General features: G+C 39.0%; 15 protein-coding genes and 1 riboswitch. Of the genes, 4 read left to right on the top strand and 11 right to left on the bottom strand.

The window, feature by feature from the left end:
• Positions 1-165 precede the first annotated feature (165 nt).
• Positions 166-2,226: a cell wall-binding repeat-containing protein gene (locus LC090_RS03440; RefSeq protein ID WP_226655319.1), complete on the bottom strand. Its 2,061-nt coding sequence runs from the start codon at positions 2,224-2,226 to the stop codon at positions 166-168.
• Between the two features lie 172 nt (positions 2,227-2,398).
• Positions 2,399-2,548 carry a hypothetical protein gene (locus LC090_RS03435; protein ID WP_224596593.1) on the bottom strand — a complete coding sequence of 50 codons (150 nt, stop codon included), beginning with the start codon at positions 2,546-2,548 and terminating at the stop codon, positions 2,399-2,401.
• A gap of 215 nt (positions 2,549-2,763) precedes the next feature.
• Here LC090_RS03435 and LC090_RS03430 point away from each other — a divergent pair, with 215 nt between their 5' ends.
• Complete coding sequence (locus LC090_RS03430; RefSeq protein ID WP_226655317.1) at positions 2,764-4,026, top strand: helix-turn-helix domain-containing protein; 1,263 nt, start codon at positions 2,764-2,766, stop codon at positions 4,024-4,026.
• Positions 4,027-4,280: 254 nt separating this feature from the next.
• A complete protein-coding gene (locus tag LC090_RS03425; RefSeq protein WP_226655315.1) occupies positions 4,281-5,057 on the top strand; it encodes an HAD hydrolase family protein in 777 nt (258 codons plus the stop codon).
• Positions 5,058-5,074: 17 nt separating this feature from the next.
• Here LC090_RS03425 and LC090_RS03420 read toward each other — a convergent pair whose 3' ends face one another.
• From LC090_RS03420 to LC090_RS03400, 5 genes are all read right to left on the bottom strand, one after another.
• On the bottom strand, positions 5,075-6,067 hold the full coding sequence (locus LC090_RS03420) for a Gfo/Idh/MocA family protein (protein WP_226655313.1): 993 nt from the start codon (positions 6,065-6,067) through the stop codon (positions 5,075-5,077).
• A 181-nt stretch (positions 6,068-6,248) separates the two neighbouring features.
• Positions 6,249-6,536 carry a hypothetical protein gene (locus LC090_RS03415; RefSeq protein WP_226655311.1) on the bottom strand — a complete coding sequence of 96 codons (288 nt, stop codon included), beginning with the start codon at positions 6,534-6,536 and terminating at the stop codon, positions 6,249-6,251.
• A gap of 148 nt (positions 6,537-6,684) precedes the next feature.
• Positions 6,685-8,922: a SpoIID/LytB domain-containing protein gene (locus LC090_RS03410; RefSeq protein WP_226655309.1), complete on the bottom strand. Its 2,238-nt coding sequence runs from the start codon at positions 8,920-8,922 to the stop codon at positions 6,685-6,687.
• A 205-nt stretch (positions 8,923-9,127) separates the two neighbouring features.
• Positions 9,128-9,613 carry a VanZ family protein gene (locus LC090_RS03405; protein WP_226655307.1) on the bottom strand — a complete coding sequence of 162 codons (486 nt, stop codon included), beginning with the start codon at positions 9,611-9,613 and terminating at the stop codon, positions 9,128-9,130.
• A 53-nt stretch (positions 9,614-9,666) separates the two neighbouring features.
• Positions 9,667-10,122, bottom strand: coding sequence for an SRPBCC family protein (locus LC090_RS03400; protein WP_226655305.1), 456 nt, complete (start codon positions 10,120-10,122; stop codon positions 9,667-9,669).
• A 715-nt stretch (positions 10,123-10,837) separates the two neighbouring features.
• Positions 10,838-10,927, top strand: a riboswitch (cyclic di-GMP riboswitch).
• A 47-nt stretch (positions 10,928-10,974) separates the two neighbouring features.
• On the opposite strand from LC090_RS03400, the gene LC090_RS03395 reads away from it, so the two are divergent.
• Positions 10,975-11,112 carry a hypothetical protein gene (locus LC090_RS03395; RefSeq protein WP_224596625.1) on the top strand — a complete coding sequence of 46 codons (138 nt, stop codon included), beginning with the start codon at positions 10,975-10,977 and terminating at the stop codon, positions 11,110-11,112.
• Positions 11,113-11,231: 119 nt separating this feature from the next.
• On the opposite strand, the gene LC090_RS03390 is transcribed toward LC090_RS03395, so the two are convergent.
• Positions 11,232-11,642: a hypothetical protein gene (locus LC090_RS03390; protein ID WP_226655303.1), complete on the bottom strand. Its 411-nt coding sequence runs from the start codon at positions 11,640-11,642 to the stop codon at positions 11,232-11,234.
• Positions 11,643-12,064: 422 nt separating this feature from the next.
• Positions 12,065-13,396: a UDP-glucose dehydrogenase family protein gene (locus LC090_RS03385; protein WP_226655301.1), complete on the bottom strand. Its 1,332-nt coding sequence runs from the start codon at positions 13,394-13,396 to the stop codon at positions 12,065-12,067.
• A gap of 177 nt (positions 13,397-13,573) precedes the next feature.
• Between LC090_RS03385 and LC090_RS03380 the strand changes: the two genes are divergently transcribed.
• On the top strand, positions 13,574-14,062 hold the full coding sequence (locus LC090_RS03380) for a VanZ family protein (protein WP_226655299.1): 489 nt from the start codon (positions 13,574-13,576) through the stop codon (positions 14,060-14,062).
• Between the two features lie 27 nt (positions 14,063-14,089).
• On the opposite strand, the gene LC090_RS03375 is transcribed toward LC090_RS03380, so the two are convergent.
• Together LC090_RS03375 and fdhF are read right to left on the bottom strand one after the other, a co-directional pair.
• On the bottom strand, positions 14,090-14,620 hold the full coding sequence (locus LC090_RS03375; protein WP_226655297.1) for a DUF1641 domain-containing protein: 531 nt from the start codon (positions 14,618-14,620) through the stop codon (positions 14,090-14,092).
• Positions 14,604-17,570, bottom strand: a complete 2,967-nt coding sequence (gene fdhF / locus LC090_RS03370) for a formate dehydrogenase subunit alpha (protein ID WP_226655295.1) — start codon at positions 17,568-17,570, stop codon at positions 14,604-14,606. The genes LC090_RS03375 and fdhF overlap by 17 nt, the downstream gene beginning before the upstream one ends.
• Positions 17,571-17,666: the final 96 nt, after the last annotated feature.

The following is a 17,666-nucleotide window of genomic DNA, read 5'->3' as shown; positions in this document are numbered from 1 at the left end:
ATTAATAGTCAATCTTTTACTGTTAAAATTGTGAAATTTTTTGATAATTTGTAGATATTTTAGGACTTTTGTCCATAAAAGCGTAATAATGGCGTAATGATAAAGATGTACGAATATGACCTTAAACTGCAAAAAAAACGAAGCGTCGACGCGACGCTTCATCTGTTAATGAACAAGAAGTTGATCGATATGCCAGGCTTTCGTTTCACTGATCGCAGCTGGCCCACCTAACACATGATAGTTCCTTACTCCTTGATTATTTAAATATAGTATAGATTTATTTAAAGCTACATTTTCTTTATTCGGATGAACGAGAATAATCGATTGACCTGATCGTGAAGCAGCAGCTCCCCCTGTTAGAGCATCTGGAAATTTAAGTCCTGTCGCAAAATAAATCCCGTCACTATTCTCCTCGATCCCAAACCTTAATAGCACTTTAAAGTTTGTATCAAAACGATCTTCTCCTCCAATTCGCTCTGTGTTTGAGGATGTGATCTTAGAAACAACATTTTCACCGATAACTGTTTCACCTCCGATAACATATGCTTTTTTAGGACCTAAGCCGTTTAAATAAACTTTTGTAGCATCTGGTAAAGCGTCGCTTTTTGTAAAAAGAACAGGCGCTTCAAACCTCGATGCAAAAGAAGAGATCGATAAAGCATCCGGGAAATTCTCTCCTGAAACGATAAAAGCTTCTGTTGTAGTTTCGTTTTCAACAATCTTCGCAATTTCGGTAGCCGTTTCATAACGATTTTCTCCGGCAATTCTCGTAGTTGTTATTCCATTCGAGTTTAACTGATGGATAATTGCCTCTGGAAGCGCATTTTCTCCACCAATAATTAAAACATGATCTGCTGATAAACGATTTAATTCATCTAGTACACTGATCGATAACCCACTTTTTCTTGTTAATAAGATGGGACTCCCAAGTTTAGAAGCAAGCGGAGAAGCTGCTAAACTATCTGGAAATTCATCTGAACGGGCAAGTACGACAAATCGACCTTTCAAACTCTTCCCATCAATTGATACTGCCTGTTGATCCAGTGAATCCCAGCTATTTTGGGAAATCTCTACCGCTGTTTCAATAGAATTTTCGCCGTAAACTCGTTTATACTCTGTAACGTTGTTTATGGCCTCTTCCACGTTTAAGAGGCCACTACCTAGTTCATAAGACCCCGTTAGAGGATCAGTAGATTCTTTTAATAGCTTAGCTGTTTGCTTATTTGTTAAATACGGGGCATACGTTTTTAATAAGACCCCTGAAGAAGCGACAATGGGGGCAGACATACTCGTTCCTTTATCATAAGCGTAATCCCCATTTAAAGAAGTACTATAAATATCCGTACCAGGGGCAGCGAGATCTACAAGTGACCCGTAATTGGAGAAGGATGCCTTTTCTTCAGTTCCTGTCTGGACAGAAGCTACTGCAAGAACTTCTGGATACGCAGCTGGAAATACAACTGCTGCGTCATTATCGTTACCTGCTGCACCTACAATAAGAATATCCTTTGCGGCTGCTTCCTCAATCACTGTTCTTAATGCAAAAGAGTTATTATAATTTCCAAGACTTAAATTAATAACATCTGCATCATGATCAATTGCATAGGTAATTCCTTCGACAACCGTTGATAAATTCCCCGTTCCATTCTCTGTCACTTTTATTGGCATTATGGAAACGCCGCGCGCTGGAGAAACAACACCTAATTGATTATCGGTTACGGCTCCTATAAGGCCGGCAACCTTTGTGCCATGCCCATCAATGTCTTGGACCGTTTGAGTCCTATTCACAAGGTTTATTCCATCAACTAGATTTGCTTTTAGGTCTGGATGAAGGAGATCTACACCTGAATCAATCACAGCTACCTTTCCTATACTAGATTTGTTACCGACACGCTGCCATCCTTTGAGTAGATTGATCTGATCACTCCAGGATTGTTGATAAGAAAAGAAAGTATCATTTGGCCACTCTGTCTCCATCAAATAAACGGGTTGATCTTCTTCTACATGCTTAACCTCACGACTAGACTTCAAACGATCAATGGTTTCATCTACTTCATGTTTTGGTACTTCAATCACTTCTACTTTCGTAGATTGGTTCGATTGCCTTGAGGGACTTTTAGCATCATCATATGTAACAAGAATACGCTCCTTCTCTTGATCCGATTGAGCTTCAGAGACAATAGGACCTAAAGAAAAAAACAAAGTAAAGAACATAAAAAGAATCATAGTTTTGCTTTTCAGTTGTGACACCTCTTCCATGAATGATTCATATACGCTTAAGTTTATAACGAATCTTTCGACAAATCACTAGAATAGTATCACACTAACAGTTAGAAAAAAATGGTTGTAAGTGGGGAGTAAGTCGCATTTTTTAAGAAATCAGCTGTAAAAAGAGGGGTTAAACTCGTTCATGGAGAAGGTTCTGATGCTGTTGTTGAAGAGTTTGAAGTTTTTCTTCGAGGTTGTGCTGTTCTTTTCTCATACTACCGATGATTTGAATCAAATTCGTAATCATCGATTCTACACGTTCAATACGATCTTCTTGCAATTTCGACACCTCCTTTTCATTTTCATCATTTTACCATATAATGGTCAGTATCGTTCGAAAATTCTTTCGACATTTCGATGTTGGGAAAATCAAACGAAAAACAGGCATTTAAACCCTATAAATTCGTGTATATTTCCCAACCTCAAAACTATTCTCTTTTCTGAGAATTTTTAGTAAACTGTAATCAAATAGTTCTAGGAGAAAGGAAGCAAAGAATGATTGGAGCAAAAATCCGATACTTCAGACAAATGAAAGGCATCACCCAAGAACAACTTGCTTCCGGTATCTGTTCTATTCCGTATTTAAGTAAGATTGAACACGGCCTTGCCCAGCCTAGTGAAGAACTTGTCGAACATCTTTGTAATGAGTTAGGCGTTTCTCTTGATCAGGTTGATGATGAGGATAAGATGAACAAATTACATCATGACCTCGATTCATGGTATAAAGAAATGCGCCTACGAAACTTTGAGGAAGTCATTAGCTTTAAAAAGCGCATCGATGAAGAGATTGATGGTGTGGAAGACCCTGACATGCTCACGAAATATCTTCTCTTAACGTTTAGATATCATATTTTGTTTAGAGAAACTGACAAAGCGAATGATATTTTAGAGAGGTTATATCATGTTCAGGAAAGGCTTTCTGAGCAGCTAGAATTCTACTATTTTTACTTTTTAGGTTTATATTATTATCAAAACAGTAAATTTAAAGAAGCTGGTGAACAGTATAAAAAAGCGCATTTTCTTCTTACTTCCATGAAATCAAATTCGGCAGAATGGGCAGAGTTTTACTACCAACAAGCTCTTGTACACAATCGTCTTAGTCAAATCACTTTATCCAATAATCTTGCAATTAAATGTCTTGAAATGTTTAATAAAGAATACAACTTTAAGAGAGCATCAGACACAGAAATTCTATTAGGTGTGAACAATAGAGTTATTCTGAATTACGGAGAAGCTGAACATCATTTCCAAAACGCTCAAAAATATGCTGAATCCTTTAATGATAAGCGATTAAAAAGTATCATTTATCATGATCTAGGATATGTATACTCCTGCCAAAATGAATCGAATTTAGCTTTAAAATACTATCAATTAGCTCTGCAAAACAGTGAAGTTCACGAGATTGAAGATCGAGCCAAAACATTGTATTTAATCGCTTCAGAATATATTAAAAGTGGTAACTTAAGTCTTGCTCGTAATTCGATTAATGACGGTATGGATTTAGTCACTAAAGCAGAGTACTTAGAATATATCCATCATTTTAAAATCTTGATTTTGAAACTTAGTAACAAACAAAACGAAAATCAAGAGATGATTCTCAAAGAAGCTGTAGACTACTTTGAGGAAAAAACTCGTTGGTACTATGTTTCAGAGTACGGCGAATTGCTGGCAGACCATTATTTTAATAATGGCCAATATAAAAATTCAAGTTTTTATTTTAGGTTAGCGAACGATGCCAGGAAAAAAATCATGAATTAGAAAGGGAGAAAAACATGAAAAAGTTTATCGTAAATGCACTACTTATTACTAGCTTGGTAGGAGTTGTTACTCTAGGTAACCATGACAGGGTACCTGATTCTCACGACAGAGTACCTGACTCAAGCCCATCAAAAACTGAAATTCATATCTAGTCAACAAACCCCGGCTCATCTAAGCCGGGTTTTTTATTTGCCCCTTCTCCTCCCCCAGCGATATACTAGTTACTAATCTTATTAGAACAGGAGCGTGCTCGAATGGCTTTATATATGTTTGATGTAGACGGTGTTTTAACGGATGAGAACGCTAGACCTGATGAAGACGCTGTGAAGAAAATTGAAAAACTCGCTAAAGACGGACACGTCCTTTCTTTTGTAACTGGTCGGTCGAGAGGTTGGCTTTCTGATTATCTTTTCCCGCTCTTTGATGATGAAATTGACTGGTCTTCCCTTTATTGTGTATCTGAACACGGTGCCATTAAAGGACGCGGTACAGATATTTCTTCGTGGGATCTTGATGAAGAGTATGTGATCTCTGATGAAGTGAAAGACAAGTTATACAAAGTTAGCCAAAAAGAGAAGTATGAAGGGCTGATTCAATGGGATCAAACGAAAGAATCAATGGGAACGGTTGAAGCCGTTCACGGTGATCCTGGAGATAAGGAACATTTAAAGAAAACTCGTGAAGCACTACAGGAGTATGCAAACGATGTAGAATCCATTTCCTCTGAATCTGGCAATAAAATCGCCGTTTCTACTTATGGAGTTGATGTCATCCATCCGGATTTAACCAAGAAAATTGGCGCTACGTGGATCCTTGATGAGATTAAATCAACTGAGGAAGTATTTGTGTTTGGAGACAGCCACGGTGATATGGTCATGGCAGTGACGGCACGAGAACATGATTTAGAGAACATTACGTTTTACTGGGTTGGCGAGGGAGAAAAGCCAGAAGAAGACAATATTAAGACGATTTCAAGTAACAATGCCTATTCAGCAGGAACGAAAGAAATACTCGAAAAGCACATTGGATAATCCAATGTGCTTTTCTATTAAACTAATTCAACTGGACGATTTTGCTTAATTGATTCATAGCAAGCTTCGATCGCTTTTAAGTTATTTACTGTTGCTTCACCGGAATAAGAAGGAATCTCGTTATGCTCCACACAGTTTGCAAAGTGTTCCACCATAAGCGTATACTGTTCGCCATCAACGTTTTCTTCTCTCACTTCTCCTTCATTATTCTTCACTTGTACCACGCCTTTTGCTCCTGCTGCATCAGGACGATAGGCATATGGAACGTAAATGCTTCCTTTTGTACCAAGAATCTCATAAGAGTTACTCATCTGACGCTCGAAACTACAATCAAATGAAGCCGTAACGCCGTTTGCGAATGTAAAAATACCTGAAGCCGAAAGATCCACTCCCCCATTTTCCGGAATCGTAGCTTCAGCATAGACCTTTAACGGCTCATTGCCTAGGATAAAACGAGAAGAGTGAATACAGTAGCACCCCACATCCCAGATGCTTCCACCACCTAGTTCACTGCTCAGACGAATGTTATCAGGTCGATCCCCTAGATAAAAAGAAAAGTTTGCTCGCATATGTTTTACCTCACCAATTTCACCTGAAGCAATCACATCTCTTACAACGTCATGCTGAGGGTGAAATTGATACATAAAGGCTTCCATAAATACGACACCGTTTTCTTCACAAGCTTCCACCATCTCCATGGCGTCACGAGCTGTAATAGCGGCTGGTTTTTCACACAGAACGTGCTTTCCTTTCCTTGCAGCTGCGATCGTCCATTTTTTGTGAAGTGTATTTGGCAGCGGAATATAAACCGCTTCAATTGAATCGTCTTCCAACATCGCTTCATAGCTATCGTGATAATGTTGAATGCCCATTTCTTCTGCAAATTCTTTGGCTTTTCCACTTCCACTAGCGACGCTAACTACTTCAGCACCCTGTGCATTTTGAATAGCGGGGATCACAGCTTTTCTAGCAATATTCGCAGTTCCCATAATTCCAAATCTTAATCCCATTTCACGCACGTCCCTTCTATCTCATTCTTTATTCATTTACCACGTATTCTCTCATGCTTACATTTAATTCTACCCCCAACGGTTAAGGCCATAAACCGAAACATTAAGTAATCCCTTTAATCCCCCCTTTGATTATAAGGAAAACAAGAGCCGGCCTCAGATTTGAGGTCGGCTCTTTTCATCAATCAACAAATCTTCGAATCACTTCAATGAGTTCTGGACGAATATGTTTCTCCAAATCTTTAATTTGGGATTGATTGCGATATTTTTTTTCAATGATATCGCGCTGTTTACTATTTTCTAGCATCCAATGTAACCATTTCTGATCAGCTGTTTCGGTGAATGATTCATCATCTTCATACTTTCCATGCAAATCTTTTAACAGTTGCCCCATATTTTTTTCGGGGTGCTCGTTCCAATACGTTCTTAACGCATCGCAAAGAATTTCAATTTCTTTTTTTTCATGCATTTCACCACATCCTTATCTATAACCATTTTCTTTTATATGAACGAATGCTAGCTTGATATGTTAATCATTGGCTGAGTAATGCCATTTTTATTATCATAACACAAAACCACCTCTCGTTTTATGAGAAGTGGTTTTATGTCGTCTTATGTTATTCCGAAAGTTGATTGACCGTTTCTTCCACTGATTTACTAATAGCTGCCTCGCCACCCAGGAAGTAATATTCTCGGCTCATTGAGTTCTTTACATACTGCTCAGCTTCTCCAGAAAGTGCGCTTTGTTTCGTTAAAATAACAGGAGCACCCATAGCAGCTGCATAAGGAGACCCTGGGAGAGCATCTATAAATACATCTCCATTCCCAAAAAAGACACTTTTGTTTTCAAAATCAAAGGATTCAGCGATTTTCACACTTGTTTCATAACGATTACTTCCAGCTACGCGCTTTACTGTTGAAATGCCATCTAGAGTATTCTCGACCACACTAGATACTGCGTTTTCTCCTCCAATGATTGTAGCCGTAACTGGTTTTACGGTACTCATGTAAGTTGATGTTGCATCGCTTAATTTCTTACTGCTTGTTAACAAAATCGGAATTTCCTTGGATGCCGCGTATGGAGCGATTGAAAGTGCATCAGGTGAAGTATCGTCTCCAGTTGTCACAATGACCTGATTGCTATTTCCAACTTCTTTAGCAACTGCAATCGATGTTTCATAACGGTTATCGCCGCTTATCCTTTCAATATCAGAAATGTAACCTTTAGTAGAAAGTTGATCAACTACTTTCTCAGTAATTGCAGCTGGTCCACCAAGGATATAAATTTTCTTAGGCTGCAAACGATTCAATTCTTCTTCCACACTGGATGGAAGTTCATCACTTTTTGTTAGAAGTAATGGTGCATTGTACTTTTTAGCTAGAACGCTACCTGTCAGTGCATCGACAGAGAGGTCCCCTCTCCCGAGTACAACAACATCTGAAGATTCCTTCCATCCGTTTTGAGAGATGGCTACGCTTGTTTCATAGCGGTTGCTACCAGCAAGTCTTGTCATCACACTTGATTCAGTTGATTCTTTGACTAAATCAGTTCCTGGATAATAGAATGATAGAATTTGCTCAAAGTTGCGCCCCTCTTTAGACTGCTGATAAGCGCCATACTGGCTCATCCCAATTCCATGTCCAAAACCACTTCCAGAAACGACGAAGGAATCCTTCGTATCTTTAATCTCTTTTACATATGGACTTTTCATAATTGTCGTACCAATCATAAATCGAACATTGTAGGAAGTATCTTCAATTTTCATTGTATTTGTTTTGATTTGCCCATTTGAATCTTTCACAAAACCGTCTTTGTTTTTTAAAAAGTAGTCAAATTCGACAAGACCTTTTAATACTTGATCCGATTGAAATGGTGGTACAGTAAAATCAATTTTCTTAATTTGCGTGATTTTTATGTCATCCGTTGACTTAATTTTTCCTTTTGACACAAGCCATGATTTCATGTTTTTAATTTCTGTTACATTTGAACTCAATTCTGATACTTGAGACCACCATGCTTCAGGCTTCTTAAGGTCTAATTCCTCTAAATCAATTTGCTGTTTTCCAAGACTGTAATCCCAATAGTCGTAGCGTGTGATCATTCTCTCATCGTAAGGATCGACTTTTGTCTGCAAATATGGAATCCAGCTACTACCCCAAGAATTTGTATTTGACATCACCATTCCACCATTTGTGGAAGAATAGTAGGCACCTATGTACTTTCCATCATACATTAATGTTTTTCCTGCTGTTGCGTCAACGGCTTCATTCGTCGTTTTAAACCAGTCATATCCTTTGTACACTTGACTTGACTGGCTATCCGTTAAAGAATTTTTTCGAGGTAATGCAAAGGTTCTTGCGGCAATCGCCTGTGCTTTTAGAGCTTCCATGCCACCGTTTGTTCCCCAATAGGCCGGCATTTCACTAGGCACAACACCTTTTAAGTATTCTTCCATCGATAGCGTATTAACCGGTCGTATGTACTTCCCTTCAATTGTAAATTTCATTTCACCAAGATATTTCTTATCACCGATTGCAACAAAGCTATCCATTGCATTCGTGATTGTTGGTACCAGCGTCATCGAATTTCCAAAGTTCTTAAGCTTCGTGTTACCTCGATAAAGGACTACATCAGAAGACTCAGCTTTTACACTGTACTCCTCTACTTGAGAACTTTCAATTTTAATTTCACTACCTTTAATCTGATAACTTCCTATTACATTAAAATTTAAAGCCGTCGGATCTTTCACATAGTTTACTAGTTTAACGGTAACTGTTTCCCCCGCTGCCTGGACACCATGCATCGACAAAGAAAATGCTAAAATGCCAATCAAAAGTGACGTCAAAAGTTTCAAATCTTTTTCCCCCTAAGATTTTTTAAGAAAATATTAGTTCTATTCTCCCTTTTTAACACTTTAGCATAAATTTGACATTGTAATAGGCGGGAAATGACGAATCTTACAAAAATAACATAGAATACCTATAATCGGTGTCGAATCCATAGGATATTTTTACTATAAAAGCACTGCTCATCTATTCTTTCATTACAAAAAGCTTCCGCTATGCGGGAGCTTTTCGTAATCGACATATATACCACATTTTCATAAGAATGATACTATGTAGGCAACCTGTTAGATCAACAAATATGTCTGTTATGAGCGGGGTGCGATTTGGCAAAAAGGCTTGAACAAACTCGTCAGTCACAGCAAAGATACTAACAATAAGCAACACAAACAGCGTCCGAAGAAGAGAGTCGCTCGCTTTAACTAAATGAAACAAGAATATCGTTAAAAAGCTGTATACAAAAAAGTGACCAAGTTTTCGAATGACAAAATGAGCAAACCCACTTTCGCCATTGTTTAGTAAACTTACTGTTAAGGGACCATAATGAAGTTCCCTTGATTGGACAATTCGCGCGATTCCTTTAACAATAATCGGAGCAGGTTCTTGACCAAATAGCGTAAGCGATGCCATACATGAAAGAACAAATCCGACAGCAAGCCAGCATTGGATGCTGACCATTACGATTGTACGAGAAACATGCAAAAAGGTTCGCCTCCTATTCAAGCACATTACAGTGTCGCCTGAATTGAAGTCGCTTATACAGTTGATTCGGCCATCTTCTTTAACTCGCTAGCTCTCTTTTCTAGTAGATTTTTCATATATTTCTTAAGAAAGAATACGTTGGCCAGATTGCCGAGAATTCCATAGGGCGCTTTATAGGCGAATTGATCGATCATTAACGTTACACCACCTAGATCTTCAAACCGATGGGTATGAACGAACGATTTAAATGCGCCTTTTGTCATTTCATCTATAAACCAATCAGGTTCGCTCATCCCTGTAATTTTAGCTGTTAAACGTTGCTTGATTCCAAAATGAGTAGCCTCCCACGTGACTGTATCTCCTTCTTTCATCAATCCGTTTGTCACTCCATCAATCGCTTTTTCATTTGTTTGTTCCGTGCTTTTCATATGCGCATCTACATTTCTTGCGTAATCAAAACACGTTTGAATTGGGGCATCAATGAGCGTTTCCAAATAGATTACAGGCATGGCTAGCGCCTCCCTCCAACTTAAAACCTAAATCAATACCAATAAATTGAAATAAAGTAGGTCTTACCGATTATTTCTTAAAAATCGACAAATTATCCTAAAATCTTTTCAACCTTAAACCGATATTAGATAAAACGGTGCAGCGTCTTCATCTTAACAGTAATAAAAAAATGATCATAGGGGCGAAGTATTTATCAAAAAAAGCGCAAGGAAAAGATGCTTTTCCTTGCCATTCCTTTGTGATCAATTTTACTAGACATTGGCATTGCTCTTCTAACGAATCAAGGATGATAAAATTATCTTTCCTTTTTTCGCGATCGTTTGGCAGCTTCCGGGTTGGGGATACTCTCTTTAGGAGTTTGATTATTTGTTAACGCAGCATTAGATTGTGCTTTGCGCTTGTTCATTTAAGATCAGCCTCCTTTCTATCTTTATTCTTATCCATCAAATTTTTTTCATGCGTGAGCCTGTGTCCAAATAGCGAAACAAACGAAAAAATTTTCGTAACCTACCAATCAGCATGCACATGACTTAAAGGAGGTGACATTGGGAAACCTCGTTTACAAACTTTTAATAAATCAAAGCATATTATCTGCATTTTCCCAATATACACGTAAAAGAGAATAGGTTATACTTAGAATTGAAGTCATTTTTCGACAATTTTTACTTTTTCATGACACCGCTTAACTATTATGATTTATAAATGCTTCAAATCGTACGAGAATGGCAAAATTACTGAAAAGTGATGACGCAAAGCTATAGGGACTTCACGGACTGTTAATCCGACAGTCAGCCAGCTGCCGAATACGGCCTCCAGTGCGATTGTAGCAAGAACCAGGGGGAGAATTATTTATGAAAGAATCGTGGCTAACACCTGAAGAAATTCAATATCGTAGACAGCGTAAAGAGAAAATGATTTATCTTCTTTTACCCGTCTCTGCTATCCTCATTGGAGCGGCTATTGCTTTTCTAACGCAAATGACTTACTAAACCCGAAAGAAGAGAACAATGTTTCTCTTCTTTTTTTAATAGCTATGTTAACTAAAGTTGAGTAAAACTTTTTTTGTTCTGCTCTAAATAAAAAAAGATAACCTTGAACAGGCTATCTACTACGTATGTTTCTTGTTTGTGACTGATTTATGTAGTCTTCTTAGTCCTTTTAACGCAAGACGTATGGTTAAATAAATGAGGAATAAAACAATAAATCCCTGTAATCCAACAACAGCATCCGCAAATTCCATGTTTCCTCTGCCAGTGATTTTCTGCTGAATTTCAATTGCAAACACAACCACAAGCAGTACAGTCATTGTGTAGATGAACGAAATCGCTGTAATGCTCCATTTTGAGAGTAATCGAAATAAATATTGAACAATTACAAACCCGCCCATTCCCATTAAGCCGATTACCCAGAAATGAAGTTCCTTATCTGTCACCGTAAACCCTAGCCCGTCCATCACTGTAATTAATATATCATGTAACTCATTGACAATAGCGACAATAATCTTGATGAAATCTCCCATACCATACAATCCTTTTCGAGCAACTTCATTCTAGTCAATTATAGAACCAGCGATAGTCTTATTTTTAAACCACGTATCGATTCACCAAAGGCGCTTATGATTTATTTTTCACTACTTGTGCGCTATAGAGATAGTCTTCGTTATTCACAGGAATTTTTGTAAGGTCTTTTCCGCAATAGGGACAAATCCACTCTCCTTGATAATTACTGCTATATGAAGACTTTAGGCATTTGTCACACGTCTTTTCTACCATCTTCTCACTCCATTCAATCGCATTTTCAACAATGCAAGTCGTACCTTTTTAAGTATACCAACAAACATATTTTACCAAAGTGAATGGTTTTTTCAAGTATTAATATTCTGAAATCGAGATATTTTTTTACAAAAAAAATACGATAAGCAGCGGATGCTGTTTTATCGCATTAATTTACTGAAACAGATACACTGCGTCGATTGACTGTTGGCCGACCAATAGAAAAGTAATGAATAGGATACTTCTCGACCACATTCAACGGATAACAATTTCTCCCATCGATAATGATTGGAGACGCCATCCACTTAATATAATGACTCAAATCGAGTGTCTTAATTTCTTTCCACTCTGTGAGTATTAATGCCACCTCTGCTCCCGTTAAGGCATTTATTAGCGATTCTTCATAGCAGATCCCTTGTGGTAAATGCTGTTTTGCATTTTGAATGGCAATAGGGTCATAAGCCACAATATTGGCACCTTGTTCCTTTAAAGCATGCGCGATTGGAATAGAAGCAGCTTCCCTCATGTCGTCAGTGTTAGGTTTGAACGCGAGACCTAGAAGCGCTACTCTTTTCCCTTGAAGATCTCCCACTGCTTCACGCGTTTTTTCAATAAGTTTCGTTTGCTGAGAATGATTCACTTCGATGACGGATTGAAGCAATTTAAAGTCATGTTGATTGTTCCCAGCCAATTGCACAAGTGCATTCGTATCCTTTGGAAAACAAGAACCACCGTAACCAATTCCTGCTTTAAGAAAGTGCTCACCAATTCTCCGATCTTTCCCCATACCAAGTGCAACATCATCTACATTCGCCCCTACCTTTTCACAAATGGCAGAGATTTCATTAATAAAGCTGATCTTTGTAGCAAGAAACGCATTCGAAGCATATTTAATCATTTCAGCACTATTGAGGTCTGTATGATAAATCGGAATATTGAACGGCTGATTCACTCGCTCTAGCACTGCAGCCGCTTCTTGATTCTCTGCTCCAATCACAATACGGTCTCCATGAAACGTATCGTAAACAGCTGATCCCTCTCGAAGAAATTCTGGATTTGATACAATGTCGATTTTGATCTTGTTCATGGACTTCTCTTCAATCAAAGCTTTAATTCGGATATTCGTTCCAACGGGGACTGTACTCTTTGTGACAACAATGCATCCTTTTTGGAGGGACGTTCCAATCGTCCTGGCAGCCTGGTCAATGTATTGTAGATCTGCTGTTCCATCAGGCAGTTGTGGTGTGCCAACAGCCAAATAGATGACGTCTACTCCCTCAAACGCTTTTTGATGAGAAGTAGTGAAATCAAGACGACCATAATGCAAATTCCTTTTCATCATCACTTCCAGATCCGGCTCATAAATTGGCGAATAGCCTTTCGTCATCATCGCTACTTTCTCATGGTCTACATCAATGCACGTGACACGATGTCCAATTTCAGCAAGACTGACACCTGTGACTAAACCAACATAGCCAGCACCAATTACAGCGATTTTCATCACAAATCTCCCTTTCAATATGAATTCCTTTTTATTATAAGTGCGCCTGAATCATTTCAGGCATCATTCACGTGATCAATACAAAAAGTTAACATTTCTTCACGAAACTACTCCCTATTATGCATGATTTCCGATATGATAGGGACTAAACTGCTTAAGAAAGAACGTGGAAAATGTATGAAATTTATAACGAAGCGAAAATGGACTTTTCTTGCTTTAACGATGATGAGCATCCTATTTATATCCTCTCATACCCCTTATCAAAAACAGGATATGAAACCATTTTTCAAAGGAATGATCTCAATTGAAGAGGGAGATTTGCCTCCGATTACCTTTACTTATGACGGTGTACTTGTCACACCGTCAGCGCCTTACCAGTACGTTGAATTTTTTCTGAGAAAAGGGGCGCATGTGGCCTCATTCGCCGTGCTTGCTTTTTTATGTATTAAGGCAGTTAAAGAATTCAAGCGATCGAATGCCATCTTCTTAGGATCAATCATTGCGTTTCTTTATGCCTTATTTGATGAATTTCATCAAAGCCGAGTTGAAGGTAGAACTGGTCATTTAATTGATGTTTTCGTGCCTGACACATTAGGAATTGTTCTCACTTTAATTCTTTTTTCGATTTTCTCCAGAACAGCAAACGCGAAAGAGCCCCGCCGATGAACGGCAGGGCTCTTTGAATATCGCAAGCTAAATATCCTGTCTCATTTCAGATGACTGAGACTTATCGTTTACTTTCTCTTCGTTCTCTGTATCTTTGCCCATTCCTTTTAAAAAGGTAATGAGAATCGTAAGGGATCGATTAATTTCTGGATCTTTTAAGGCACGAAGCAAATCAAGGTACCCTGTCTTTTCGTTTTTCTCAGAATTCTCCGCTACATTTTCAATTCCCGAATTCACTTTTAATAACAAGGGTTCAAGATCCTGCACATTAATTTTACCGGCTGCCCCAAAGAGAAGCATCAGGTTTTTTAATGCCGTTGTATTCTCAGGAACATTTAATAAATCTACAATCACTTTTAAAACCCGATCTCCTTCCCCAAAAAGACCATTTAAAAGAGTGAGAATACCACGTTCCTTCATTCCCCCAACCACACTTAATGTTTCAAGAAGGGCATCTTTATTATCAAGCAACGCATCTTCAATTTCCTTTAGATCATTCGCTCGTTTCTCTTCTTCAGAAACTTCGATACGCTTGATTTGCTTAATGGCTTTTGCCATAGTTAATGCCCTCCTTTTTCACCATTTCTCCAGGGAATAAGTAATCTTTTCTTGCCCATTTCCTCTCAACCATGACACCTTTTTGTGGCTGTGGATTTCCATAGCGATGATTAATCTTAGGAAGTGGCGAAGTGCCTTTATCTTTCAAGATCTCCATCTTCGCTTTTACTTCTTTGTAAACAGGCGTATCCGTATCTTTATCCGCATAACTACTTGTTAACAAATTAATCGCAGCATCATCCTGGTCATTCAGTGGAATATAAATTTCTTTCCCCTGAACGCGATCGGTAACGAGACACTTAATTTTCACAGCGCCATATGGTGAGGACAGTCTGACAAGCGTTCCATCCGTAAGTCCTCGTTCTTTTGCTAATTCAGGAGAAACTTCAACGAATGTACTTGGTGTTTTTGATTTAATGCCTTCATTTTGATATGTCATATTTCCTTCATGGAAATGTTCAAGTAGACGTCCATTATTGACATGAAGGTCATACTGGTCATCATACTCAAGTGGTTTCGTCCATTCAACTGGGAATAATCTGGCTTTTCCATCTGGAAACGGGAAATCTTCTGTAAAGAGAAGAGGTGAATCCGTTCCATCTGCCGCAACAGGCCACTGCTGACTCTTATATCCCTCAAGGCGTTCGTAGGAAACGCCAGCAAACATATCTGCAAGTTGAACGGCTTCAGCCATAATGTCACTCGGACTGTCATAATCCCAGTCTGCACCCATTTCATTGGCGATTTCCATAATGATTTGCCAATCTGGCTTCGATTCTCCAAGTGGCTCTAGCGCCTGATAAAGACGTTGGAAGCGACGCTCAGTATTTGTGAAGGTTCCTTCTTTCTCAAGACTTGGACTTGCTGGTAACACAACATCAGCGAATTGAGCCGTTTTTGTAAGAAATAGATCTTGGACCACGAAGAAGTCAAGCTTCTCAAAAGCAGCATGAACATGATTGATGTTTGAATCAACGATTCCCATGTCTTCTCCTTTTAAGTACATCGCTTTAAGTTTACCTTCATGGATATGCTCAACCATTTCATGATTGTTCAAGCCGATTTCTTCAGGGAGTGGCGTTCCCCAGGCTTTTTCATATTTAGCGCGCACCTTTTCATCAGTCACATTTTCATAACCTGGCATTTTATCAGGCATGCTTCCAAAGTCACTTGCACCCTGCACATTATTATGACCGCGAAGTGGATAAGCTCCTGTACCCGGCTTTCCATAGTTACCGGTAACAAGAAGAAGGTTAGAGATCGCTGTACTCGTATCTGATCCGCCTCCGTGTTGCGTGACACCCATAGCCCATAGCGCAACAGTTGTTTTTGCTTCATGAATCATTTCAGCGATTTGAATTAATTCCGCCTCAGCGATCCCGGTTACTTCAGATGCGTAGCTCATTGTGTATTTTTCGAGACTAGCAATATAATCATCAAGACCGTTAACGCGATCTTTTAAGAAGGCTTCATCCGCCCACCCTTGATCAATAATGTACTTTGTTACAGCAGAGAGCCAGACGAGATCAGAGCCAGAAGATGGACGAATGAATAAATCAGATCGCTCGGCCATTTCATGTTTTCGAAGATCGGAAACAATTAGTTTTTGACCATGCAGCTTATTCGCCCGCTTCACTCTCGTCGATAGGACAGGATGAGATTCTGACGTATTCGATCCGATGACAATCACAAGCTCAGACATTTCAATATCTTTAATAGATCCTGCGTCACCCCCGTGTCCAACTGTACGGAATAACCCGACAGTGGCTGGCGTTTGACAATAGCGTGAGCAGTTATCAATATTGTTCGTTCCGATTACGCTTCTCCCAAGCTTTTGCATCAAATACGATTCTTCATTCGTACATTTGGAAGAACTAATAAACGAAAGGGCGTTCGCTCCGTGGTTTTCCTTTACTTCTGAAAATTTTCGGCTAATTAGCTTCAATGCCTCTTCCCATTCCGCTTCTCTAAACGAGTCGCCTTCACGAATAAGCGGCTTTGTGAGACGTTCTTCACTGTTTACGTAATCCCAACCAAATTTCCCTTTGATACAAGTGGAAATCCCGTTTGCAGGCGCCTCCACCTGTGGCTCAACTTTTAAAATATCTCTGCCTTTCGTCCAAACATCAAAGCTACAGCCCACTCCGCAGTAGGTACAAACCGTTTTTGTTTTCTTGATCTCATTTTCGCGCATGGCGGATTCCATATCAGAGATGGCGAGAATCGAATTATAACCAGTTTCAACATTTTTCGTTAGCTCAATCATCGGACGAAGCGTATCCTGTTGAATGCTAGTTAATAATCCCGCTTCTCCTTCCATCCCTTTTTCCATCATGGCATTACACGGACATACCGTAGAGCAATGGCCACAAGATACACATGAAGATTCATTAATGGCAACATCATTGTCCCAAATCACGCGTGGACGTTCTCTTTCCCAGTCAATCGTTAACGTTTCAGTTACCTGAACATCCTGACACGCTTCCACACAGCGCCCACAAAGAATACACTGATCTGGATCGTATCGATAGAAAGGATTTGAGTTATCCACTGGATCTGGTTTCTGTTCGAATGGAATCGCCTGGTGATTCATCTTCATTTGTTTCACCGTATTATGTACTTCACACGTGCCGTTATTGTAATCACAAACGGTACAATAAAGCTCGTGATTGTGAAGGATACGATCCATCGCGATCGTTTGTGCTTCTTTTACGTGTGTAGCCGTTGTATTAATGCTATCTCCGTTTGAGATCGCGGTCGAACACCCTCTAACAATTTCACCGTTCACTTCTACCATACAAGTATCACATGTTTCAATCGCGCCAAGACTTGGATGGTAGCATACGCTAGGCAAATCCAGGCTATTTTCATTAAGTGCTTCAAGCACGCTCTTTTCACTCGATACGGCTACACTTTTGCCGTTAATCGTTACGTGGATGGAATCCGACAAATGACATCACCCTTTTTTATTGTTTTTCAAATGATCTACTATTTTCAATACCCTAATTCAGATTAGCTTAGACACGATTCTAAAAATAATTCAAAC

It is taken from the genome of Guptibacillus hwajinpoensis, from assembly GCF_020524165.1.
In the GTDB taxonomy this organism is placed as follows: domain Bacteria; phylum Bacillota; class Bacilli; order Bacillales; family Guptibacillaceae; genus Guptibacillus; species Guptibacillus hwajinpoensis_D.
This window is presented reverse-complemented; position numbering and strand designations above follow the sequence as displayed.

What these genes read in the sequence shown, in the direction of transcription:
- LC090_RS03430 (WP_226655317.1), top strand. Translation starts at nt 2,764, where the DNA reads ATGATTGGAGCAAAAATCCGATACTTCAGACAAATGAAAGGCATCACC.
- LC090_RS03440 (WP_226655319.1), bottom strand. Translation starts at nt 2,226, where the DNA reads ATGATTCTTTTTATGTTCTTTACTTTGTTTTTTTCTTTAGGTCCTATT.
- LC090_RS03415 (WP_226655311.1), bottom strand. Translation starts at nt 6,536, where the DNA reads ATGCATGAAAAAAAAGAAATTGAAATTCTTTGCGATGCGTTAAGAACG.
- LC090_RS03380 (WP_226655299.1), top strand. Translation starts at nt 13,574, where the DNA reads ATGAAATTTATAACGAAGCGAAAATGGACTTTTCTTGCTTTAACGATG.
- LC090_RS03395 (WP_224596625.1), top strand. Translation starts at nt 10,975, where the DNA reads ATGAAAGAATCGTGGCTAACACCTGAAGAAATTCAATATCGTAGACAG.
- LC090_RS03400 (WP_226655305.1), bottom strand. Translation starts at nt 10,122, where the DNA reads ATGCCTGTAATCTATTTGGAAACGCTCATTGATGCCCCAATTCAAACG.
- LC090_RS03425 (WP_226655315.1), top strand. Translation starts at nt 4,281, where the DNA reads ATGGCTTTATATATGTTTGATGTAGACGGTGTTTTAACGGATGAGAAC.
- LC090_RS03390 (WP_226655303.1), bottom strand. Translation starts at nt 11,642, where the DNA reads ATGGGAGATTTCATCAAGATTATTGTCGCTATTGTCAATGAGTTACAT.
- LC090_RS03375 (WP_226655297.1), bottom strand. Translation starts at nt 14,620, where the DNA reads ATGGCAAAAGCCATTAAGCAAATCAAGCGTATCGAAGTTTCTGAAGAA.
- LC090_RS03385 (WP_226655301.1), bottom strand. Translation starts at nt 13,396, where the DNA reads ATGAAAATCGCTGTAATTGGTGCTGGCTATGTTGGTTTAGTCACAGGT.
- LC090_RS03420 (WP_226655313.1), bottom strand. Translation starts at nt 6,067, where the DNA reads ATGGGATTAAGATTTGGAATTATGGGAACTGCGAATATTGCTAGAAAA.